Genomic DNA, 23,322 nt, shown 5'->3' on the forward strand with positions numbered 1-23,322 from the left:
CCCGCTAGCGTCGAGCCTGCACGTTCTTTCCTGACCTGCTCGACCCAGCGGCGCAACGCAGTAGGGCCGATATCGAAGTTGGCGCAGACCTCAAGAATGGGCTGGTCTTCATCAAGCACCATGCTTGCAGCATTGAGCTTGAACTCGCTGGAATAGGACTTTCGCATCATCATGCACACCTTAGATTTGGGCGCCATCATAGCGCCCTATTGATGTGTCCAATTTCATTAGGCCAGATCAGCCTGCTCGCGATAGCGGTCTTTCAGTCAACAGTAATGTTGAATGTGAAGGCCCCATCGCGAGCAGGCTCGCTCCCACATTTTTTTGCGCAAGGTTTAGGGATTAGTGGTTAGCCGGCGGATCGAGGTTATCCAGCACTCGATTCACCGCCAACTCCCCGAGCATGATGACCTGCTGAATTCCCAGCAGGGTGTTGCGTTGCGGGCCCTCCAGAAACCCGGCGAAATCACTCGCCATGACGCTGGCTGATGCCAACGATTCGCAGGCGTGAGCGAGCAGGGTTTCGTTATCGACCTTGGGATCTATGAGGAAGATGGTGCTGGGTTTGCGTGGGGGGAAGTCGTGAGGGACCGGATCGGTGTCCGGTGGGTTTGGCGTAACTTTGAACATAAGCTGATTTACTCCTGAGTGGAGCCACTACCGATCTCTACTAAAAGAAGGGTGGCGGCTGTGCGCAGGTTAGTAGACCGGGGAGAATCAGCATTGCCGGCGCGCCGAAGCGCCCTGCGCACAGCCACCATCAAGTTCAGACTAAAAATCTGACTGACAGCGCTTCTGCATCTTACTGATAACACCTCGGGCTACTAAACCCGACCACTGAAAGGCAGTGGCAGGGAAACGATAGAGTCCGAGGCAAAGGCGCACAAGCCGGCGGATTCTGGAGTAACCGTAGGCAACGACGCAAGGTGTTGTAGCCTCCGAGAAGTAACTCGGAGTGTTTTTAAACAGGACTCCCGGCGCTCGAACATTTAAGCGTTTTCCTACAGCCAATCCGTGTGGTGCTTGGTACGGTCGAAACGCCAAAGGTTGACGCACAGGCCCCCGGTGGTTAGCGTCCCCCGCTCGCATCAAATGACAATGACAAGGAATGCATATGTCTGGAAAACCGGCTGCACGCGTCACGGACCCGACCACCTGCCCGCTTCCGGGCCATGGCACCAACCCCATCGCCAGCGGCTCCCCCGACGTGTTTTTCAATGGCCTCGCCGCAGCGAGAGTCAGCGACCAATGCACCTGCGGCCAAGCGCTCAGCGGCGGCTTTTCATCAACGGTGTTCATCAACGACTTGAACGCCATGACCCTCGATGGCACCACGAGCCATGGCGGCGTAATAATCGGCGGTTCCGGAAACGTCATCATCGGCAGCACCCACACCCCCGCGCCCTTCATTCCACCCCTGCCAATCATTGGCCAGCCCATCGTGGAATTCAAAGCCGTCAGTGCCGGCAATGGCGAACCGATAGCCGAACAAAACTACGAAATCGAAACCGCCGAAGGCCGCATCGTCAAAGGCCAGACCAACGCCTTGGGCATGACCCAAAGCGTCGCCACGCTAAAACCCGACCTCGCCGTCGTTCGCTGGACCGTCTAAGCCTCAAGGAAGAATCAAATGACCGGACAATGCATCGCGCCAGACGACCTGGACATGAAAAAACTCTGGGACAGTACCTGCGAACTGCCCGCCTGCAAACGCGAAACCACCACGGGCGGCCCCAACCCGAAAACCCGCGTCGAAGTGCCGTTGTTGACCTGCAACTGCCTGTGGCGCCGGTTTCAGAAAGAAGCCGAAGAATGGGTTGCACCGGGTGGCGTGCTGATTGCCGATCCGCAAGTGCGTAACCGTAAGATCAATGCCGCGTATGCGCAGTTGTGGCTGGCGGATAACCGGTTTCAGTGGGCGGGTTTGGCGGCGTTTGCTTCGAAGCAGGTGGGGTGTGGGTTGATTCATGCCTCCACGCTAGATCAGAGAATCGAAGCGGAGAAAAAAGCTTACCGAACGTTAAAAGACAGTCAGTCAAAGGATTTGTATGAACGCGTAGTGGTGAACAAATTGCGTTCGGATCCTGAGCTTTGGAACCAGTGGGATCAGGCCAAGCAGCAGAACCCGGTTCCCCTTACGAGTGATCCACTATCAGGCGACGCGATTGCATTTCTTCAAGAAGAATTGCAATACGTTCATGAAATGCTAGCGCTTGGAAACACTGCCCTTTTCCTGGATGTGTATCCACTACACCGGTTTTTCATGGTGCGAGGATTCAAGGAAATGGAGAAGTGTCTGCCCGACCGCAGCAGGCTAAAAAATGAAGTACTTTGGCCCATTGCAGATAAAGTTGAATTTGGAACTAATCACTTCGAAATATCCCAAACATTCGCCTCGATCAATGAAGGCGATGTCAGCGGCAGCGGCAGTGTCAGGGCTATGGCACGGCACGAACAGTTGAATATCCTTCAACCTGCAATGTATGACATAGCGCATTTCGCGCTGCTAATGAGAGGAACTCAAGCTGGCGACGTTGCCTCCGTTGTCACCGGATTATTTTCGGGACTACCAGAAGAAATTCAACTAACCCTGGCAAGTCAGTGCAAAGCACCTGACGACCGGAAAGTTTCTTTTAGTAGCAATCCAATCGCTGATTTGGCAGACAAAGATCAACGTATGGAGTTCGTGTTGCGAGCGGCAACACAATTCGACAATTTACTCAAAAATCCAGCCACTCTCGCTCAAGTAAAAAATTCCATTACGGAAATTGCCAATGGGGGAGGAGTCAAATGAGGCGCAAATTAATTTTGAGTCTTGTGGCTGTAATGTGTTTGTTTTTGCTTGCTTATGTCATCCATGAGCAACCATCTGTGGATACAATTTCCGTTCATATCGGAAAGTCCTATAAAGATGTAGAGCATGACTCGACATTTCCAGTCAGGGCTAAAACGGCAATCTATCCAAGTGAACCACCCGAAGTTGATTCCACTTGGATCAGCAGTCCAGTGATTGTCAAATTTGATGATCCCAAATACGGTTTCACTTTGCCCCCAACGAAATTCGGTGCTGTCGGTTACAACAATGAAAAGGTGTCAACTATTACCACTTCTCCGATGTTGGAGACATTGCGATTTGATCAGTTGATTCCCTTGCTTAATCATTTACAAGAGATGTTTAAGAGTTCCGGTTGGGTGCCACGGGATAGCGAGGATCATGCGTGGCTTATGGTAAGTAACGAAGATGACAGAAATACTCTACAGAGCCTGTTATTCGATCAGGTTGTTGTCGTGATGCTGCTGGTTCCCCATAAGTACGGTCTTGCCCTCAACGTCAAATGCTACGCTCGCTGTGACGAGCGTGATCCGAAGACGGCGAAGTATCTGATCGATGTCAGCGTGGGGTCGGATTACTACAGTGACTGAATCAAAGCAGCGCTGGTTGATTTTGATTGTTTTCATTCTTCTGGTGTCGGGAAGCTTGATGTATGCCCGTTTGAGCACCAAAACCTTATCCGTCCATATCGGAAAGCCCTATGAACAGGTCATCAAAGACTCAACTTTCCCAGTCGAAGACAAAACGGCCATCTATCCAGGTGACCCTAATAACGCGAAAGATCCTCCAAGACCTGGTTCCACGTGGATCAGCAGCCCGACTGTCATTGAGTTTGATGATCCCGTTTATGGATTCAAACTTCCTCCGACGGTGTTTGGTGCCGTTACTTATGGAGGACAGAAAGTCTCGACTGTAACCACATCGCCCATGTCTGAAACGATGCCATTCACGGAGGCTGTGGATCGATTGGTGGATGTACAAAACACCCTCAAGTCCGGAGGGTGGATGCTTGAGCCTTTGGAAAATAACGACTGGTTTAGTGTCGACTCTGCTGCAGAGCGTGAGCGACTGCAGGTCAAGCTATTCGATCAGCCAGTGGGCATTGATTTGTATGTGCCGGGAAAATACAGTCTGCTGCTTTTGATCAAGTGCTATACACGCTGTTCGCGTGATTCGACGACGGCTAAATATCTGATCGATATCAGTGTGGGCCGGGATCGAAGCGGCACATGAGGAAGCCCTACAAGCGGAAAGTTATATGTTGGCGCAGAGCAGTGTTTTTCATGCTCTTTATTTGCCTGACTTCTTTTCACTACCCAATGGATTTTTTGGTTATTCACATCGGTAAGCCATACGAAAGCGTCGTGAGGGATTCGACGTTTCCTGTGTTACGTAAAACTGCCATTTATCCAAGTGAGCCACCTCACCCGAGCTCAACCTGGATTAGCACCCCAGTCATTTTCACCTTTGATGACAAACAACATGGATTCACGTTGCCAGCTACAAAGTTTGGTGCGATTGGGTGGTCCGATTTCAAAGCGATTACCCTGACTACTTCGCCGATGCTTGAAACCTTGCTGTTCGACCAGTTGATTGTTGTGCTTGATCAGCTGCAGAACCAGCTAAAAAATGCGGGTTGGATACTGTGGAGTGCAGATAGAAATCCTTGGGTCAAAACCGCCACCGAGGCAGATAAACGAGCTCTCCAAGCCGAGTTGTTTGATCACGTAATGGTGACCGTGCTGTTGGTACCACACCGATACAGTCTTGCGCTCAACGTCAAATGCTACGCTCGCTGTGACGAGCGAGATCCGAAGACGGCGAAGTATCTGATCGATGTCAGCGTGGGGGCGGATTACTTCAGCGAATGAAAAGTCGCTCCAAGGCTTGCCGCAGTTGCTGGCAATACCGCCATCGCGAGCAGGCTCGCTCCCACAAGGGTGGCGCTGTTTTCATGACAGTCCTGTTTCATTCGCCTCTTCAGCTGTGCAATGCTGGCGTCCAGACCGTTAGCCAACTACAGCTTAAGTACAGAACGTAGAAAAAAGCGCAGTACCGTCAACTTGCCCCTTTGGGGCGCGACCACCACAGGGGGCCTTTATGCTCACCCTGCTCAATTTGTTATCGGCCGTGGCCTTGTTGATCTGGGGCACGCACATCGTCCGAACCGGCATCCTGCGGGTTTACGGCACGAACCTGCGCCATGTGATTGGTCGGAATATGTCCAGGCGTTGGCTGGCGTTTGTCGCCGGGATCGTGGTGACGGCGATGGTCCAGAGCAGTAACGCCACCGCCATGCTCGTTACTTCGTTTGTCGGTCAGGGCCTTATGGCGTTGACCCCGGCCCTGGCGACCATGCTCGGCGCCGACGTCGGTACGGCGCTGATGGCGCGGGTGCTGACGTTCGATTTGTCGTGGCTCTCGCCTTTGCTGATCTTTGTCGGGGTGATTTTCTTCCTGTCGCGCAAACAGACCCGGGTCGGGCAGATGGGCCGGGTCTGTATTGGCCTGGGCCTGATCATTCTGGCGCTGCAACTGATCGTCGAAGCCGCCGGGCCGATCACCCATGCGCAAGGGGTGAAGGTGATTTTCGCCTCACTAACCGGCGACATCCTGCTCGATGCGTTGATAGGTGCGCTGTTCGCGATGGTCTCTTACTCCAGTCTCGCGGCCGTCCTGCTGACCGCGACCCTGGCCGGCGCCAATGTGATCAGTCTGCCAGTGGCCATCGGCCTGGTGATTGGCGCCAACATTGGCAGTGGCATCCTCGCGTTCCTCAGCACCAGCATGCAAAACGCCGCTGGCCGTCAAGTCGCGCTCGGTAGCCTGTTGTACAAGCTGATCGGTTTGTTGCTGATCATTCCGGTGCTCGATCCGTTAGTGCACTGGATGGATAGCCTGGACTTCAGCCCTCAGGAAATGGTGATTGGCTTCCACCTGCTCTACAACACCACGCGTTGTTTGATCCTGCTGCCAAGCGTCGGGGGGATGGCCAGGTTGTGCGCCTGGCTGTTGCCGGAGCGGCCGGAAGCCAACGGAATGGCCAAAGCCCGGCACCTCGACCCGACAGCGCTGGCCACGCCGAGCCTGGCGTTGGCCAATGCGGCCCGGGAAACCCTGCGCATGGGTGATCTGATCGACAACATGCTTGAAGCGATGCTCGATGTGCTGCACGGCAAGCAAACCGCCGTGACCCAGGAAATGCGTCGCCTGACCGATGATGTCGAAGCACTCTACAACGCGATCAAGCTCTATCTGGCGCAAATGCCCCGCGAAGACCTCAGCGACCAGGACAGCCGGCGCTGGGCAGAAATCATTGAGTTGGCGATCAACCTCAAACTCGCCAGCGACCTGATCGAACGCATGTTGCGTAAGGTTCAGCAGCAGAAAACCTCACAGCGTCGGTCTTTTTCCGACGTTGGCCTGGAGGAGTTGGCGGGGCTGCACAGTCAGTTAATCTCCAATCTGCGCCTGGGATTGTCCGTGTTCCTGAGTTCCGACAAGGAAAGTGCCCGCCAGTTGTTGCGTGAAAAACGTCGCTTTCGCGCACAGGAACGGCGTCTGGCCCATGCCCATGTCAGCCGGTTGCAACGTAAGATTGTGCAAAGCCTCGAAACCAGTTCGTTGCACCTGGAGTTGATTGCCGACATGAAACGTCTGAACTCGCTGTTTTGCAGCAGCGCGTATGTGGTGCTGGAAACGTCGGACACCGGGGCACTGGCCGTCGACGATTTGGCTGACATCACGCATTCGCCTTGAACGTCTGGCTGTGTGGTCAGTCAGTTACTTGAGTTCCGGTTCAAAAGCTTTCGCGAGCAGGCTCGCTCCCACAGTTGACTGACGGCGTTCACAAAACCAATGTGGGAGCTGGCTTGCCCGCGATGGCTGCCCGGAAAGCAACACGGATCGCCAATCTGCCGTATGGAAGCTCGTTATGCGTTGTCTGCTGTTCGCCTGTTTGTTGCTTGGCTCATTTCCTTCGTTTGCCCTGGATCGCTTTCAGGTCGAGGGTTATACCCTGCCCAACGGCCTGCAATTGCTGCTCAAACCGGGCACTGAGCGCGGGCATGTGGCGATTCGTCTGGTGGTCGGCGTTGGTCTGGATGACTTCAGTTGCGAGGACAAAGAGCTGCCCCATCTGCTCGAACACCTGTTGTTCAGCGGCATCGACGCCACCGGCGAAGGTGGACTGGAAGAACGCATGCAGGCGCTGGGAGGTGAATGGAACGCTTTCACCAGCAACGCCGACACAACCTTCGTCATCGAAGCACCGGCAAAAAACCAGCGCAAGGTCCTCGACCTGTTGCTGGCACTGCTGACCCAGACCCGAATCGACGACAACGCCATCAACGCCGCCAAGCAAGTGGTCGAGCGCGAAGACGGCGGTCATTACACACACCTGCAACGCTGGCTGGATCGCCAGGACCTCGGCCACACGGCGAGCAATCAACTGGCGGTGGAGCTGGGCCTCAAATGCCCGGAGCGCGCCGAAGTTGATCACCTGACCCGCGAACAATTGGAGAAGGTGCGCAAGGTCTGGTACGCGCCCAACAACATGACGCTGATCGTGGTCGGTGACCTCGACCGGTTGCTGCCGGCCTATCTGGAGCGGTCCTTTGGTGCGCTTGAGGCGGTCGCCCCGAGCGATCACCAGCCCCTGCCGGAAATCCAGACCAGTGCTGCCCATGAGCGCACGCTCAGTAGCGGTTTCGTCGGCGGGGGGGCCAAGTTGCATTGGTTGGTGCCAGAGCCTGTGCTGGCGGATCAGCAGGACGAAACGTTCGATCTGCTCAAGGACTATCTGGACTGGGCGCTTTATCGCCAGATGCGCCTGGTCCACAGTTTGTCTTACGGCCCCTCGGCCGAGCGCGAGCTGTTTGGCGGTGTGGGCTTCATGAGCCTGAACGCTGACCTTGAGCGCGATGATGTGCCGCAAGCTGAGCAGGTCCTTGAGGAATTGAAAGCCCAGTTGCTCAAGGACGGTCTCGACGCCGACACCTTCAACCGCCTGAAACAGGCCGCCATTGCCCGTCAGGCCTGGGCGGTGCAAGGCAATAGCGCGTTAGCCGATTATTACTGGAGTGCCCTTGGGGACTATGAGGACGGACGTTTCGCCAGCCCGGCCAGGGAACTGCAAGGCGTGACACTGGAGGAAGCCAACAAGGCATTACGCGAGTTGCTGCTGCAACCGGGGTATTTGCGGATCGAAAAGCCGCTGATGGGTGATGACCAGTTGATATGGGCGATTGCCGGGGTGTTGGGGCTGATTGCGTTGGTACTGCTGAGCTGGCGCTTGCACCGAAGGACGCCGCCAACCGTGTAGCAGCTGCCGCAGGCTGCGTTCGGCTGCGCAGCAGTCGTTAAACCATTCACCTCGGTGTGCCAAGGACATTTGACATAACAGATTTGCGACTGCTTCGCAGCCGAACGCAGCCTTCGGCAGCTGCTACAAAGGCTCCGGGGCCGGACCGTGGACCTCGCCACGCAGCCCCCCGGCGGGTACCCTGTCGAGGATTTTTCCTACGACCAATGTGAACCGCCGAATGCCGACCCTGACCCTATACGTCCAGCGCATCCTCGAATTGATGAAGCGCTACCCTGGGGTCATTGCACTCTGTGGTTTCATCTCCGGTGTCGGCAGCTTCATCCTGGTGGATCGCCAACAAGGTCTGGCGACCTGGATCACCATCATCATGGTGCTCAGTTGGGTCTGGCTGATGCTGGAAAACAGCCTCACCAAGCTGTTCACCAAAATCTTCAAACGCGAGATTCCCCAGCCTCTGCTGCGTTACGCCACGCAGATGATCCACCAGGAAAGCCTGTTCTTCGTCCTGCCATTCTTTTTCATCACCACGACCTGGAACAGCGGCCAATTGTTCTTCACCGGGCTGTTGGGTATTGCGGCGCTGATTTCCATCATCGACCCGCTCTACTACAAATGGCTGGCACCTCGGCGCTGGGCGTTCCTGGCGCTGCATACCCTGACGCTGTTTGCCGCGCTGCTGACCGCCCTGCCCGTCATCATGCACCTCACCACGTCCCAGAGTTTCAAACTGGCGCTGGGTACCGCCGTGCTGCTGTCATTCCCGAGCCTGGCGTCGATCTTCCCGATCCGTACCGTACGCAACGCCCTGGCGATCCTCAGTATCACGCTGGGCGTCGGCGCCCTCGGTTGGTTCATGCGTTCGTGGGTGCCGCCGGCGACCTTGTGGATGACCGACGTAGCGATCAGCACGCAAATGCAGGACCGCACGCCCGGTACCAGCCTGGAGGAAGTCAGTGCCGAGCAGATCCGTGGTGGCGGCCTGTACGCCTACACTGCAATCAACGCCCCGCGCGGTCTGGATGAGCGGATCTATCACGTGTGGCAGTTCAACGGCAAAGAGGTCGACCGCATCCCGCTGGATATCCACGGTGGGCGCAAGGAAGGCTACCGCGCCTGGACGCACAAGCAGAATTTCCCGGGCAACCCGGCGGGCAAATGGCAGGTCCGGGTGTTGACCGAAGACGGCCAGGTCATCGGCGTGCTGCGCTTCAAGGTCACGGACAGCACACCGACCAAAGAAAAGTAACGCGGTTCGTGCTATTACGTAGCTCTGCGTAGTAACTGAACAAGCACGGAGCTTATGATCAGCAGCACAATGGCCGGCAATGCCCAACTGGATGCCTCTCACTCCCCTGCTCAGCTGCGGGTTTCGGGTGACTGGACGCTCGCCCATTACGCCGATCTCAAATACCTCTGCGAAAAGCTTCGCGGCCAATACGACGACAACACCCACATTGATCTCAACAGTCTCGGCGCCCTCGACACCGCCGGTGCCTCGCTGTTGGTGGAGCTGCTCGGGGCCGAGCGTCTGGGCCGATCCGCCGAACACCCCGATTGCACCCTGAACGCCGCCGATCGTGCGCTGCTGCAGACCATCTACAGCTCAATGACCAATTTCTGTGTGCCGGTCAAGGAACCGGAAATCAGCGTCAGTATTCAATTGCTCACGCGAATTGGCCTCGCGGTGGATGCGGTCTGGCAGGACACCCTGCAACTGCTGGGCTTCGTCGGTCTGATTCTGGAAACCATCGTTCGCGGCCTGTTTAAACCCAAGCGTTGGCGCATCACGCCGATGGTGGCGCACATCGAACAAACCGGCCTTGATGCCGCCCCCATCGTCGCCCTGCTGACCTTTTTGGTGGGCGCTGTTGTGGCGTTTCTCGGGGCGACGGTATTGGCCAGTTTCGGCGCCACAATTTTCACCGTGGATCTGGTGGCCTTTTCCTTCTTGCGCGAATTTGCTGTGTTGCTGACGGCGATCCTGATGGCCGGGCGCACCGCCAGTGCCTTCACCGCGCAGATCGGCTCAATGAAGGCCAACGAGGAAATCGACGCCATTCGCACCTTGGGCCTCGACCCGATGGAATTGCTCGTGGTGCCGCGCGTCCTGGCCCTGCTGGTGGCGCTGCCGATGCTGACCTTTCTGGCGATGCTCTCGGGGATTGTTGGCGGCGGCGTGGTGTGTGCGGTGGCGCTGGATATTTCGCCGGCGATGTTCCTGTCATTGCTGCAGTCGGACATCGGGGTTCAGCATTTTCTGGTGGGAATCGTCAAAGCACCGGTTTTCGCCTTCCTGATCGCTGCGATTGGCTGTCTCGAAGGCTTTAAAGTCAGCGGCAGCGCCGAGTCTGTCGGTGCGCACACCACGTCCAGCGTGGTCCAGTCGATTTTCGTGGTGATCGTGCTCGACGCCGTGGCCGCGCTGTTTTTCATGGAGATGGGCTGGTGAGTCGTTTACCCCGAGCGCCTTCTGAGGCGGTGATCGAAGTCCGTGGGCTGTGCAATCGCTTCGGCAGTCAGAGCGTGCACGAAAACCTCGACCTCGATTTGTACAAAGGTGAAATTCTCGCCGTGGTTGGCGGTTCCGGCAGCGGTAAATCGGTGCTGCTGCGCAGCATTATCGGCTTGCGTCAGCCCAGTGAAGGGGTGGTAAAGGTCTTCGGTAAAAACCTGCCGACCTTGTCCGAGCATGAACGCTCGATGGTTGAACGGCGTTTCGGCGTGCTGTTCCAGCAAGGCGCCCTGTTCACTTCGCTTACCGTGACCGAAAACGTTGCCCTGCCCTTGATCGAACACGCCGGCCTGAGCCGTGAAGACGCCGAGCATCTGGCCGCGGTCAAACTGGCGCTGGCCGGGTTGCCGCTGTCGGCAGCCGACAAGTACCCCGCTGCGCTGTCCGGCGGCATGATCAAGCGCGCGGCGCTGGCCCGTGCGCTGGCGCTGGACCCGGACATCCTGTTTCTCGACGAACCCACCGCCGGCCTCGACCCGATTGGTGCGGCGGCGTTCGATCAATTGATCCTGACCCTGCGCGATGCGCTGGGCCTGAGTGTTTTCCTGGTGACCCACGACCTCGACACGCTCTACACCATCACCGACCGGGTGGCGGTGCTGGCGCAGAAGAAAGTGCTGGTGGCGGACGCCATCGACAAGGTCTCGGAAACCGACGATGCGTGGATCCACGAATACTTCCATGGCCCTCGCGGCCGCGCGGCGCTGACGGCCGCTCAACAGCTTAACGAGGTCTGACATGGAAACCCGAGCCCATCATGTATTGATCGGCCTGTTCACCGTGATTGTGGTGGCGGGCGCCCTGCTCTTCGGCTTGTGGCTGGCCAAATCCAGCGTTGACACCGAGTTCAAGGATTACGAAGTGGTCTTCAACGAGGCGGTCAGCGGCCTCTCCAAAGGCAGCTCGGTGCAGTACAGCGGGATCAAGGTCGGCGACGTGGTGACGTTGCGTCTGGACCCCAATGACCCGCGCCGGGTGCTGGCGCGTATTCGTCTGGGCGGTGACACCCCGGTCAAGGAAGACACCAAGGCCAAACTGGCACTGACCGGGGTCACCGGGACTTCGATCATCCAGCTCAGCGGCGGTACGCCACAGAGTCCGGCGCTCAAGGGCAAGGACGGCAACCTGCCGACCATCGTCGCCTCGCCCTCGCCTATCGCACTCTTGCTCAGTGACAGCAACGAGTTGATGGCCGGCGTGAACACGCTGATGCATAACGCCAACCTGTTGTTCTCCACGGAAAACGTCGAGCGCATCAGCAACACGCTGGAGCACCTTGAACAAACCACCGGGACGATTGCCGATCAGCGAGGCGATATTCGTCAGGCGATGCAGCAACTGGCGTCGGTCGGCAAGCAAGCCAACAACATGCTGGAGCAGACTACGGCGCTGATGCGCAATGCCAACGGCCTGCTCAATGATCATGGCAAGCAGGCGTTGGGCAGTGCCGAGCAGGCGATGAAGTCGCTGGAACAGAGCACCACGACGATCAACAAATTGCTCGCCACCAATCAGGATTCGCTCAACAGTGGCATGCAGGGTCTCAATGGCCTCGCCCCGGCGATTCGCGAACTGCGCGAAACCCTGACCTCGTTGCGCGCCATTTCTCAACGTCTGGAGGAAAACCCTAGCGGTTACCTGCTGGGTCGTGACAAGAACAAGGAATTCACGCCATGAAGCTGACTCGTATCGCCCTCCTCGCCGGTTTCATGCTGATCACTTCGTGCTCGATCCTGCCCAAGTCCGAGCCGTTTGATGTCTATCGATTGCCATCGGCCCAGAGCAACGCGCCGGCCAGTCATGGCACGCCGCAACGCTGGTCGCTGCGCCTGACCAAACTCCAGGCCAGCGACGCGTTGAACAGCCCGAACATCGCGGTGATTCCCCAAGGCGATCTGATCAGCAGCTACAAAGGCACACGCTGGAGTGACCCGGCCCCGGTGCTGCTGCGCAATCGTCTGCTGGACGGCTTTCAGCGCGACGGTCGGGTGCCGTTGTTGAGCACCGATGACAGCATCTTCCAGACAGACCTGGAGCTGGGCGGCCAGTTGCAGGCGTTCCAGACCGAGTATCAGGGCACGGGCGCCAGCGTGGTTGTGAGTCTGGATGCCTTGCTGGTGCGCGGTTATGACCAGCGAATCCTCGCCAGCCGCCGCTTCGAAGTACGCCAGCCGTTGAGCGATGCGAAGGTGCCTGCGGTGGTTGCCGGGTTTGGCCAGGCGAGCGACCAATTGACGGCGCAGGTGGTGGCTTGGGCGGTGGAGCAAGGTCAAAAGCTCGCGCCGCCAGTTAGACCTTGAAGGTCCTGCGGACCTTATCGCGGGCAAGCCTTGCTCCTACAAGACCGGGGCGTTCGCGGGATGTGCGCATGACCTCGTACCGTAGGAGCAAGGCTTGCCCGCGATAAATTTTGGATTCACCCGAAGAACCAGTAGCAAACCCCGATGGCGCCAAGAACGCCGGCCAGCTCAGCCAGCAACGCACACCCCACCGCATGCCGCGCGCGCTGGATGCCCACCGCGCCGAAGTACACCGCCAGTACATAGAACGTGGTTTCGGTGCTGCCCTGAACCGTGGCCGCCACCAGCGCCGGGAAGCTGTCTACGCCGGAGGTCTTCATGGTTTCAATCAGCATCGCCCGCGCGGCGCTGCCGGAGAACGGTTTGACCATGGCCGTCGGCAACGCGTCGACGAAGCGTGTGTCCCAACCGGCCCACTCCACCAGGTGCCGAATTCCGTCCAGACCGAAGTCCAACGCGCCGGATGCCCGCAGCACGCCCACCGCGCAGAGCATCGCCACCAGGTATGGCAACAGGTTTTTGGCCACGTCGAAGCCTTCTTTGGCGCCTTCGACGAATGCTTCGTAGACCTTCACTTTGCGCAATGCGCCGATGATCAGAAACAGCATGATCAGCCCGAACAGCGTCACGTTGCCGAGGATTGATGAAAGACCGGCCAGAGCGGTGGCTGAGAGCGTCGCCAGCAGCGCCATGAAGCCACCGAGGGCGAGGGCACCGGGAATCATATACGCCAGCACCACCGGGTCCCAGATGCGCAGACGCTGCATGAACGCGACCGACAGAAAACCGACGATGGTCGAGCAACTGGTGGCCAGCAGGATAGGCAGGAACACCAGCGTCGGGTCGGGTGCGCCTTGCTGGGCGCGGTACATGAAGATCGTCACCGGCAGCAGGGTCAGGGAGGAGGCGTTGAGCACCAGGAACAGGATCTGCGCATTGCTGGCCACGGTGGCACTGGGATTGAGTTCCTGCAGGGCCTTCATCGCCTTGAGGCCGATCGGTGTGGCGGCGTTGTCCAGGCCCAAGCCGTTGGCGGCGAAGTTCAGCGTGATCAGGCCGATGGCCGGGTGACCGGGCGGCACTTCCGGCATCAGGCGCAGGAACAACGGCCCCAGCGCTTTGGCCAGCCATTCGACGATCCCGGCTTTCTCGGCAATCCGCAGAAAGCCCAGCCACAGGGTCAGGGTGCCGAACAGCAGGACCATGACCTCGACCGACAATTTGGCCATGGCGAAAATGCTCTCCACCATCGCCGCGAAGATCCCGGCGTTGCCGCCGATCAGCCATTGCGCCAGCGCCGAAACGGCAGCCACGATGAAGAAGCCAAGCCACAGGCCATTAAGCATCAGTCAAATCCCCCGGAAGATGCGGCGAATGATAGCGGGGTAGCCAGAAACGACAAACCCCGGATTTCTCCGGGGTTTGTTTGTGTGGCTTGCTCGGGTCACTGTGGGAGCCAGCCTGCTGGCGATGAGGCCGGCAAATTCAACATCTCTGTTGTTTGATACACCGCTATCGCCAGCAGGCTGGCTCCCACATAAAAGCCAGACGCCACAGGGTTATGCTATTAGTTCTTGGAAACTTCGCCAGCCGGCAGCTTTTCCTTGCTGCGCCAGTGCGGCAGGGAGTTCCAGTAGCGCTGACCCTTGGCGTCGTCGTACATGCCTTCCCAACGCGCGATGACCAGCACGGCGAGGGCGTTACCGATCACGTTCAGCGCGGTACGGGCCATGTCCATGATGCGGTCGACACCGGCGATGAACGCCAGGCCTTCCAACGGAATACCAACGCTGCCCAAAGTGGCCAGCAACACCACGAAGGACACGCCCGGTACGCCGGCGATGCCTTTGGAGGTAACCATCAGCGTCAGCACCAGCAGCAACTGCTGGCTGATGGACAGGTCGATGCCGTACAGCTGGGCAATGAAGATGGCCGCGATGCTCTGGTACAGGGTCGAACCGTCAAGGTTGAACGAATAGCCGGTCGGCACCACGAAGCTGCAAATGGCTTTCGGCGCGCCATAGGCTTCCATCTTCTCGATCACGCGCGGCAGCACGGTTTCAGAGCTTGCAGTGGAGTAGGCCAGTACCAGCTCATCCTTGAAGATGCGGATCAGCTTGATTACCGAGAAGCCGAACAGGCGAGCGATCAGGCCCAGCACCACAAAGGCAAAGAAAGCGATGGCGAAGTACACCAGCACCACCAGCTTGGCCAGCGGCAGCAGCGAGGCGAAACCGAAGTTGGCCACGGTCACCGCGATCAGTGCAAACACGCCGATCGGGGCGTAGTTCATGATCATGTGGGTGACTTTGAACATGCTTTCCGACACGCCCTGGAACATCTTCACCAGCGGCTCGCGCAGGTCCGATTGCAGGCTCGACAGACCGAGGCCGAACAACACGGAGAAGAAGATGATCGGCAGCATCTCGCCGCGGACCATGGCCGCGAAGATGTTCGACGGGATCAGGTTGAGGATGGTTTCGACGAACGCGTGTTCATGCTGAACCTCGGCAGCGGTGGCCTGGTACTTGGAGATATCCACGGTACCGAGGGTGCTCATGTCGATGCCGCTGCCCGGATGGAACAGGTTGGCCAACACCAGACCCACCAGAATGGCAATGGTGGTGACAATCTCGAAGTAGATGATGGTCTTCAGACCGATGCGACCGAGTTTCTTTGCGTCGCCAACGCCAGCAATGCCAACGATCAGCGAGGAGATGACGATCGGGATCACGATCATCTTGATCAGACGGATAAAGATATCGCCTGCTGGTTGCAGGACATTGCTGATCCACCAGGCTTTTTCGGCACTGAAATGGTTGAGCAGCGCACCGATTGCAATCCCCAATACCAGACCGATGACGATCTGCCAGGCGAGGCTAAGCTTTGCCTTCTTCATATCTTTACCCTTACTTGCGTTTGACTCAGGCAGAGGCAGTCACTGAAACGCTTGTGGCGAAAAAGTGTGTGCATCTGCCCCCGTATAAGGTGCCCCGGAGCGCTTGTTATGGCTCTCTGGCAGGCGAAAAAAGGCGCAACTATTCCCATGCAAGGGGGCGACGTCTAATGCCGTAAACGCCTACCCTATGCCGAATCGGCATGAACTTTTCTAAATGAAACTGGCGTCCCAACGGGTTTAATACGACATTTCGGCAGCTATAAGTACCGTGAACCGGCCATTTCAGCGGCGGTCCGGGTATTTTTCGCGCGAGCGAATCAAGGCTAAAACTTCAGAAAAAACCTACGTTTAGCGGCGAAAAATCGCTGCCATGTGCAGGCATCTTCTCGATATACGGTCGCAAAGAAACACCGCGAAATGCTTTTGCGGGGATTGAGCAGAAGTAGCATAGGGGTAAATGAGCGGTGCACTCACGGATGCTGCTTTTAGCGAGTGAAGCTCTTCGCAAATTCGCCGAGCCCCGATGGCCCGGCGAACATGCGTCGCAGCTTTTGTCTGACCCGGCCCTTGCGCAGGCACTCCCTGTACCCGTAGGTCACTCCGACCCTGTAACAGTCAGAACGTCCCGGCCCCATGGTCATGCGCCTACCTTCCTCGGGTAGCGCAGTAGAAAGAAGCATGGTGCTTCCTTCATATGACGAATTCAGTACCAGTTCGGATATTTCTTGAGTTATTCCACCAGCAAGCTCTGCAGCATCTGGCCGTCATTGGCCGTCATTGGCCGCCATCGCCATGGCACTACCGCCCGGAAGCAGGGCGGCTGCCAGTGTCTTAAACAGAACGCTCATGTTCAGCCTCGACCGCGACGGCCAAAGAAGAAGGAAGCGATGAACATCACCAGGAACACGACAAAGAGAATCTTGGCGATACCCGTGGCGGTGCCCGCGATACCACCGAAGCCCAGTACTGCAGCGATGATGGCAATGATCAAGAATGTGATTGCCCAGCTCAACATGGTGATTCTCCTTACGCTTCATTATTTAGAGGTGTCACTTGTGGTGCTTGTCCCGGCGCAGGGAGCACGCCAAGTTCGGTTAACTAAAACACCCAGCGCTCCTGACGCGGCATCTCATCCAGTGGCTGAGCCTGGTCGACTTCCATCATCCGCATGGGAGCGATGTCGGCCAGGTTGCTGCTGGCGGCGCTGAAGTGGGTTTGGGTTGGATGTTGAATCGATACGTGCGGCGCCTCTGGCTGCTGGCGCTGTTCCCAGCGAAGGATCTGTTGGCCGGCGATCAACGTGATCAGCATTGCCAGCACAGCAAACAAGCCTTGCTGGATATGCAGTGGCGAGATACGCAGTTGGGCGGCTTGGTAGCGATTCATCCTGAAGCTCCTCCCACTTTGGTGGTGATCTTGTTAGAGGGCGTCGTGTAGGAAATGCCCTGATTACCCAGATCATTGCAGCCTGCATGCCAGTTTTTTTGATCGTATAAAAGTTAATAAAATCAATTTGTTATAGAGAAGTTGGAAATCGTTTGCGACGCATCCTGCACGATGACTCCTCCACGGTCGTGCGAAATGCACGATAAATTCGTGGGTGGTTTTAATATTTTTGAATTGAGTGGCGGGCGCAGATGTCAGAAAGGGAGGCGAGCGATCGCTTAAATCACGATGTATAGATAAAAAACCTGTCAATTCAGTGGATTAGGCAGCGCGGTAGCAGATAGCTACCCGACTGGCACGGGAATGGATCAGAATCGACCATGCAACTTGCCCGATTTATCCGGGACTAACCAAGATCAACCTTAAAAGGAGCGCAGGAACATGGAATCAGACACGGTGCATCAAGGCCGCATTCTGTTGGTGGACGATGAGTCCGCTATCCTGCGAACCTTCCGCTATTGCCTCGAAGACGAAGGCTATAGCGTCTCCACCGCGAACAGCGCGGCCCAGGCCGACGCCTTGTTGCAGCGTCAGGTGTTCGATCTGTGCTTCCTTGATTTGCGTCTGGGTGAGGACAATGGTCTGGATGTGCTGGCGCAAATGCGCATCCAGGCACCTTGGATGCGTGTGGTGATCGTCACCGCGCACTCGGCCGTGGACACTGCTGTCGATGCAATTCAGGCAGGGGCCGCCGACTACCTCGTCAAGCCGTGCAGCCCCGATCAATTGCGTCTGGCCACCGCCAAGCAGTTGGAACTGCGGCAACTGTCCGCTCGCCTGGAAGCCCTTGAAGGTGAAGTGCGTAAACCCAAGGATGGTCTGGACTCCCACAGCCCGGCCATGAAAGTGGTACTCGAAACCGCCCGCCAAGTCGCCAGTACCGATGCCAACATTCTGATTCTGGGCGAGTCTGGCACCGGTAAAGGTGAACTGTCCCAGGCCATTCACGGCTGGAGCAAGCGTCAGAAGAAGTCCTGCGTCACGATCAATTGTCCGTCCCTGACTGCCGAACTCATGGAAAGCGAACTCTTCGGTCACAGTCGTGGCGCCTTCACCGGTGCCAGCGAAAGCACACTCGGGCGGGTCAATCAGGCTGACGGAGGAACGTTGTTTCTCGACGAGATCGGCGATTTTCCACTGACATTACAGCCAAAATTGCTGCGGTTCATTCAGGACAAGGAATACGAGCGGGTCGGTGATCCAGTGACCCGCCGCGCCGATGTGCGCATTCTCGCGGCGACGAACCTGAACCTTGAAGACATGGTGCGGGACGGCCGATTCCGCGAAGATTTGCTCTATCGCCTGAACGTCATCACCTTGCACCTGCCACCGCTGCGCGAACGCCGTGAAGATATCCTCAACCTGGCTGACCGTTTCCTGGCCCGGTTCGTCAAGGAGTACGCGCGCCCGGCCCGGGCCTTCAGCGATGAAGCCCGTGAGGCGCTACTGGGTTATCGCTGGCCCGGCAACATTCGCGAGCTGCGTAACGTGGTGGAGCGGGCGAGCATTATTTGTCCGCAGGAACGGGTCGAAATCAGCCACTTGGGCATGGCCGAAACCCCGGTTAACAACGCGCCGCGCATTGGGGCGGCGTTGAGCCTGGATGAATTGGAAAAAGCCCACATCGGTGCAGTACTCGCCACGGCGGATACACTGGATCAGGCGGCAAAGACCTTGGGCATTGATGCCTCGACCCTGTACCGCAAACGCAAGCAATACAACTTGTGAGCTGTAATCGATGAAACTGGCGATGAAGCTGCGTACTCGGCTGTTCCTGAGTATTTCCGCGCTGATCACCGTGGCACTGCTCGGGCTCTTGCTCGGGCTGGTCAGCGTGATGCAGATGGCCGGCTCCCAGGAAGCGCTCGTTCGCAACAACTTCGCCACCCTCGACCTGGGGCTGAAACTGCGTCAGACCCTGGGCGACCAATTGATGGTCATGGTCAGCGAGAAGCCGGATCCCGCCAAGTTCGAATCGGCCAGGCAACACTACATCCAGTTGCTCGATGAAGGCATCGCCCTCGAACAATCCGGCAATGGCGACCCGCACGGGTTCAAACAAGCCAAGGATGACTATCTGGATTTTCTTCAAGCCTACGGCCAGGCCTCTGATCCGGCCAAGGTATTGAGTGGCAACGAAACACTCACGGAAAAATTCAACACGTTGCGCAACGGTCTGCTCGCGGAACACAAGCGTGCGCTGGATGACATCAATAGCACCGAGCGCCAGTCGCGGGAGCGCGCGTTGCTGGTGGCTGGCCTGCTGGGGTTGGTGGGGTTGGCGGTGCTGATCATTGGATTTGTGACTGCCCACGCGATTGCCCGACGTTTTGGTGAGCCGATCGAAGCCTTGGCCCAGGCTGCCGATAATATTGGCCAAGGCAATTTCGAGGTGACCCTGCCGATTTCGTCCGCCATGGAACTGAACCTGCTGACCAAGCGCTTCGGGATCATGGCCGAGGCACTACGCGAGCACCAGGCCACCAACATCGACGAACTGCTCGCCGGTCAACAACGCCTGCAAGCCGTGCTCGACAGCATCGACGACGGTTTGTTGATGATCGATCGTGAAGGCCATCTTGAACACCTCAATCCTGTGGCTCAGCGCCAATTGGGTTGGGACATTGATCGCCTGGGCCAAGGCTTGGGCGCAGCCCTTGAACGTCCAGAACTGGATGAACAGCTGCAACTGGTGTTGCGCGGCGGCACGCTGGAGCGTGCGCCGGAAGACTTGAGTATCGAGGTTGATGGTGAGTCGAGGTTGCTGACCTACAGCCTGACGCCGGTCATCCATACCCAAGGTCAAATTCTTGGCGCGGTGATGGTGTTACATGACGTGACCGAACAGCGCGCGTTCGAACGGGTGCGCAGCGAGTTTGTCTTGCGGGCGTCCCATGAATTGCGAACGCCAGTCACCGGCATGCACATGGCTTTCGGCCTGTTCCGCGAGCGGGCGCAATTCCCACAGGATTCCCGCGAAGCCGACCTGCTGGATACCGTCAATGAAGAAATGCAGCGCTTGATGCAGTTGATCAACGACTTGCTGAATTTCTCTCGCTACCAGAACGGATTGCAGAAACTGTCCCTGGCCCCATGTTCCATCGAGGATCTGCTGGCGCAGGCCCATGCCCGCTTTGCCGAGGCTGCGACGGAGCAGGGCATCGAATTGCGGGTAGAAGTGCAAGGGCCGCTGCCCCGGTTGCAGGCCGATCAACCGCAACTGGACCGAGTGCTCGATAACCTGATCGACAACGCTTTGCGCCATACCTCGCGGGAAGGGCTGATTCGGTTGCAGGCCCGTCGCCATGGCGAGCGGGTGATTATCAGTGTCGAGGACAACGGCGAAGGGATTGCCTATGGTCAGCAAGGGCGAATCTTCGAGCCCTTTGTCCAGGTCGGCCGCAAGAAAGGCGGTGCCGGGCTGGGTTTGGCACTGTGCAAGGAAATCGTGCAGCTGCACGGTGGGCGGATGGGCGTTTATTCACGGCCGGGGGAGGGTACGCAGTTCTACATGGCGCTGGCGGTGTAAGCCGCTTTCACGCCTCGTCACTCATGCGCCGACTCGTCTTTCGACGGCCGCGGGTAATCAGTTCGATGAACTGTACGGAGCTCAAGGCATGGGCGAATAGCCAGCCCTGACCGAACTTCACCCCTTCGCTGCATAGAAACGCTGCCTGCGCTTCATGTTCGATGCCTTCGGCGATCACTTTGAGTTGTAGCGCTTGTGCCATGTGAATGATGTGCGGTGCTACGCCGCTACTGGCGGCGTCATGGCCCAGTGCGTCGATAAATGCCTTGTCGATCTTCAGGCAATCCACCGGCAGGGTTTGCAGGTAGGCGAGGCTGCAATAGCCGGTGCCAAAGTCATCGATCAGCACTTGGTGCCCGACATCGCGCAACGCTTGCAGGTTTTCCCTGGCCACCACGACATCAATCAATCCCCGCTCCGTTACCTCGAAGGCAATCTGCTGTGCGGCGACCCGGTGCAGCGTCAGCAGGCGGGCCATCACCTGACCGATACGCGGCACCATCACATCGCACGCAGCAAGGTTTACCGAGATATACAGCTGCGGGTTGGCGCGTAGCAGTTGCCCCAGTTGTTCGAGCAGCCGTTGCAGTACGAAATCGGTCATCTGCCGGATCTGGCCGGTGTTTTCCGCCATGGGGATAAACAGGTCGGGGCTGGTCAATGTGCCGTCTGGCCTTCGCCAGCGCAGCAACGCTTCGGCACCGACACAGTTGCGGCTGTCGAGATCGAAGATCGGTTGATACAACACTTGAAGCTCGCCTCGCCGTATGGCGCCGTGCAGTTCGGCGTCCAGCGACTGGCGCTGACGCACCAGCAGAAACACCAGAAAACCAACAATAACGCCCAGCACCAGACTGGCAGGAAGCAGCCACCACCACACCGCCGGCACGTGCATGACTGTGCGCGGTGTGATCAATACCAATTGGTATTCCGGATTGTTGGTCGGCATGTGGTAAATCAAACGGTTTTGCGTGACTTGCAGTGCTTCGCGGCTTTTGGGGGCCCAAGATTCCGCCGGTGGCCAGGATTGGGCTGCACCCAGGACTGGAATGGCGCGAGTGCCGTGGTCCAGCACCACCAGCAGGCTGCTTCCGGGCGTCAAGTCGACCATGTCGGTCAAATGTCCGCGAGACGTCGCCACCCGGAAATTTCCCCTTCCAAGCATCAGCGCAGCGCGGTTTTCATCGGGTTCGGTGGTGGTGTTCAGCCAATAGCTGTAGGTGGGGCCTTTGATGTCGGGAGGTCGCAGCAGCGAAAGCCCTTCCTGGCGAGGTCGGTTGGTGCACAAGCGTGAATCATCGACGTAAGCCGCTTCGTAAACGAAGCGGTAATTGAAGCTGACCTGTTGCAAGGTTGCGATCAATTCGGTATCGCAGCCTCGGAGCGGCTGGGCTTCGAGGTCGTCGAGACTTTCGCGCAGCTGCCCGAACAGCTGTTCCAGGCGGGCGAGGAAACGCTCGCCCTGAGCGTTCATTTCTTGGCTTTCGTTCTGTTCAACCTGATGCATCGCCACGAACAGACTGCCGACGATCAATAACGTCGCGCTCAGGGCAGCCGCCAACATCGCCAAAAACCAGGGGCGATAGAACCAGCTACGGAGTGTCTCGCGAGCTACAGTCATTATTAATATCCGAAGGATTACCAATGAGTTATAGCTGCTGATTGGGAAAAAGCTCTTACCGTCGGACGGGCGCCATTATTTTGTCTGATTCAGGACCTGCAGGAGCGCAGCCGTTTCAGCGTCTGGCGTGCCGTCGAAGCGGGAAGGGCGGAAGTGCATCTGAAAAGCCGCCAAAACATGGCGCGTCGCTACGTCCAGTTCACCGGTTTGTGGCGTGTCATAACCCAGTTTGGCCAGTTGTCCCTGAAACCAGCTGATGCTCGGCAATTGCGCTGCGAATTGGGCTTGCTGACGCGCCACGGCTTGCTCGTTCGGCCAAACCCCTATGCCTTCGGCGGCCAGGCGTTTCCAGGGGAACAGCGGACCGGGGTCGAGCTTGCGCGTTGGCGCGATGTCACTATGGCCGATGATGGCGCGTGGATGGATGTTGTAACGCTTGCTGATGTCTTTGAGCAGGACGATCAACGATTGCACCTGATCTTCACTGTAGGGGTACCAGACGCGTCCTGTGGGAGTGTCTTTGAAGCCCGGGTTGACGATTTCGATACCGATGGAGCTGGAGTTCAGCCAAGTCCTGCCTTGCCATTCGCTTTCGCCCGCGTGCCAGGAGCGAAAATTCTCGTCCATCAGCTTATAGATGGTGGCGCCCTTGTCGTCACCAATCAGGTAATGACTGCTGACTTCGCCATGGGTCAACAACTGCAGTGAGCGCTCCAGCGAGGCGTTGGTGTAATGCAACACCACGAACTGGATGCGACTGTCGTAATTGGTCGAAGGGTGGCTGGTGTCGATACGGGGGCCGCTGGCACAACCGGCCAACAGCAGCAGAGACGCAATGAGAGCAAAATATTTCATG

22 protein-coding genes are annotated in these 23,322 nt (G+C 57.6%); 14 read left to right on the forward strand and 8 right to left on the reverse strand.

All coding sequences use genetic code 11. The features are described 5' to 3' along the window. Both KGB06_RS20045 and KGB06_RS20050 read right to left on the reverse strand, forming a co-directional pair. The coding region (locus tag KGB06_RS20045; RefSeq protein WP_317849395.1) for a transposase at nucleotides 1-200 on the reverse strand (200 nt) is incomplete at its 3' end. A gap of 142 nt (nucleotides 201-342) precedes the next feature. Then, a complete protein-coding gene (locus tag KGB06_RS20050; RefSeq protein ID WP_223518856.1) occupies nucleotides 343-630 on the reverse strand; it encodes a DUF6124 family protein in 288 nt (95 codons plus the stop codon). A gap of 484 nt (nucleotides 631-1,114) precedes the next feature. On the opposite strand from KGB06_RS20050, the gene KGB06_RS20055 reads away from it, so the two are divergent. From KGB06_RS20055 to KGB06_RS20110, 12 genes are all read left to right on the forward strand, one after another. Further along, nucleotides 1,115-1,612 (forward strand): PAAR domain-containing protein, encoded by a 498-nt coding sequence (locus KGB06_RS20055; protein WP_223518858.1) that lies wholly within the window; start codon nucleotides 1,115-1,117, stop codon nucleotides 1,610-1,612. 18 nt (nucleotides 1,613-1,630) lie between these two features. After that, nucleotides 1,631-2,794 carry a DUF2515 family protein gene (locus KGB06_RS20060; RefSeq protein ID WP_223518860.1) on the forward strand — a complete coding sequence of 388 codons (1,164 nt, stop codon included), beginning with the start codon at nucleotides 1,631-1,633 and terminating at the stop codon, nucleotides 2,792-2,794. Beyond that, on the forward strand, nucleotides 2,791-3,423 hold the full coding sequence (locus KGB06_RS20065) for a hypothetical protein (RefSeq protein WP_223518861.1): 633 nt from the start codon (nucleotides 2,791-2,793) through the stop codon (nucleotides 3,421-3,423). The genes KGB06_RS20060 and KGB06_RS20065 overlap by 4 nt, the downstream gene beginning before the upstream one ends. Further along, nucleotides 3,416-4,066 (forward strand): hypothetical protein, encoded by a 651-nt coding sequence (locus KGB06_RS20070; protein WP_223518863.1) that lies wholly within the window; start codon nucleotides 3,416-3,418, stop codon nucleotides 4,064-4,066. The genes KGB06_RS20065 and KGB06_RS20070 overlap by 8 nt, the downstream gene beginning before the upstream one ends. A 50-nt stretch (nucleotides 4,067-4,116) precedes the next feature. Then, nucleotides 4,117-4,704 (forward strand): hypothetical protein, encoded by a 588-nt coding sequence (locus tag KGB06_RS20075; protein WP_223518921.1) that lies wholly within the window; start codon nucleotides 4,117-4,119, stop codon nucleotides 4,702-4,704. A 229-nt stretch (nucleotides 4,705-4,933) separates the two neighbouring features. After that, nucleotides 4,934-6,592 carry a Na/Pi cotransporter family protein gene (locus KGB06_RS20080; RefSeq protein ID WP_223518865.1) on the forward strand — a complete coding sequence of 553 codons (1,659 nt, stop codon included), beginning with the start codon at nucleotides 4,934-4,936 and terminating at the stop codon, nucleotides 6,590-6,592. Nucleotides 6,593-6,767: 175 nt separating this feature from the next. Beyond that, entirely contained in the window at nucleotides 6,768-8,156 is a 1,389-nt protein-coding gene (locus KGB06_RS20085) for a M16 family metallopeptidase (protein WP_223518868.1), read from the forward strand. A gap of 220 nt (nucleotides 8,157-8,376) precedes the next feature. Beyond that, nucleotides 8,377-9,405, forward strand: a complete 1,029-nt coding sequence (locus KGB06_RS20090) for a DUF5924 family protein (protein WP_223518870.1) — start codon at nucleotides 8,377-8,379, stop codon at nucleotides 9,403-9,405. A 54-nt stretch (nucleotides 9,406-9,459) separates the two neighbouring features. After that, nucleotides 9,460-10,608 carry an ABC transporter permease gene (locus KGB06_RS20095; protein ID WP_223518872.1) on the forward strand — a complete coding sequence of 383 codons (1,149 nt, stop codon included), beginning with the start codon at nucleotides 9,460-9,462 and terminating at the stop codon, nucleotides 10,606-10,608. Continuing rightward, on the forward strand, nucleotides 10,605-11,408 hold the full coding sequence (locus KGB06_RS20100; RefSeq protein ID WP_223518873.1) for an ABC transporter ATP-binding protein: 804 nt from the start codon (nucleotides 10,605-10,607) through the stop codon (nucleotides 11,406-11,408). Before KGB06_RS20095 ends, KGB06_RS20100 begins: the two co-directional genes overlap by 4 nt. Before the next feature lies 1 nt (nucleotide 11,409). Continuing rightward, nucleotides 11,410-12,348 carry an MlaD family protein gene (locus tag KGB06_RS20105; RefSeq protein ID WP_223518875.1) on the forward strand — a complete coding sequence of 313 codons (939 nt, stop codon included), beginning with the start codon at nucleotides 11,410-11,412 and terminating at the stop codon, nucleotides 12,346-12,348. Beyond that, nucleotides 12,345-12,971, forward strand: coding sequence for an ABC-type transport auxiliary lipoprotein family protein (locus KGB06_RS20110; protein ID WP_223518877.1), 627 nt, complete (start codon nucleotides 12,345-12,347; stop codon nucleotides 12,969-12,971). Before KGB06_RS20105 ends, KGB06_RS20110 begins: the two co-directional genes overlap by 4 nt. 116 nt (nucleotides 12,972-13,087) lie before the next feature. Here KGB06_RS20110 and KGB06_RS20115 read toward each other — a convergent pair whose 3' ends face one another. The 4 genes from KGB06_RS20115 to KGB06_RS20130 form a co-directional block, all read right to left on the reverse strand. Next, nucleotides 13,088-14,317, reverse strand: coding sequence for a nucleoside recognition domain-containing protein (locus tag KGB06_RS20115; protein WP_223518878.1), 1,230 nt, complete (start codon nucleotides 14,315-14,317; stop codon nucleotides 13,088-13,090). A 221-nt stretch (nucleotides 14,318-14,538) separates the two neighbouring features. Then, nucleotides 14,539-15,870, reverse strand: coding sequence for a glutamate/aspartate:proton symporter GltP (gene gltP / locus KGB06_RS20120; RefSeq protein ID WP_223518880.1), 1,332 nt, complete (start codon nucleotides 15,868-15,870; stop codon nucleotides 14,539-14,541). Between the two features lie 850 nt (nucleotides 15,871-16,720). Then, nucleotides 16,721-16,885, reverse strand: coding sequence for a DUF1328 domain-containing protein (locus KGB06_RS20125; RefSeq protein WP_003177151.1), 165 nt, complete (start codon nucleotides 16,883-16,885; stop codon nucleotides 16,721-16,723). A gap of 83 nt (nucleotides 16,886-16,968) precedes the next feature. After that, nucleotides 16,969-17,256, reverse strand: coding sequence for a hypothetical protein (locus tag KGB06_RS20130; RefSeq protein ID WP_223518882.1), 288 nt, complete (start codon nucleotides 17,254-17,256; stop codon nucleotides 16,969-16,971). A gap of 441 nt (nucleotides 17,257-17,697) precedes the next feature. Between KGB06_RS20130 and algB the strand changes: the two genes are divergently transcribed. Continuing rightward, entirely contained in the window at nucleotides 17,698-19,044 is a 1,347-nt protein-coding gene (algB, locus tag KGB06_RS20135; RefSeq protein ID WP_223518884.1) for a sigma-54-dependent response regulator transcription factor AlgB, read from the forward strand. 10 nt (nucleotides 19,045-19,054) lie between these two features. Beyond that, entirely contained in the window at nucleotides 19,055-20,845 is a 1,791-nt protein-coding gene (locus KGB06_RS20140; protein WP_223518886.1) for a KinB sensor domain-containing domain, read from the forward strand. A gap of 7 nt (nucleotides 20,846-20,852) precedes the next feature. Here KGB06_RS20140 and KGB06_RS20145 read toward each other — a convergent pair whose 3' ends face one another. Then, nucleotides 20,853-22,466, reverse strand: coding sequence for an EAL domain-containing protein (locus KGB06_RS20145; protein ID WP_223518888.1), 1,614 nt, complete (start codon nucleotides 22,464-22,466; stop codon nucleotides 20,853-20,855). A 75-nt stretch (nucleotides 22,467-22,541) separates the two neighbouring features. Continuing rightward, a complete protein-coding gene (locus KGB06_RS20150; RefSeq protein ID WP_223518890.1) occupies nucleotides 22,542-23,321 on the reverse strand; it encodes an N-acetylmuramoyl-L-alanine amidase in 780 nt (259 codons plus the stop codon). Nucleotide 23,322 lies beyond the last annotated feature (1 nt).

The sequence above is a fragment of the Pseudomonas sp. GL-B-19 genome (genome assembly GCF_019956415.1).
Classification (GTDB): Bacteria; Pseudomonadota; Gammaproteobacteria; order Pseudomonadales; family Pseudomonadaceae; genus Aquipseudomonas.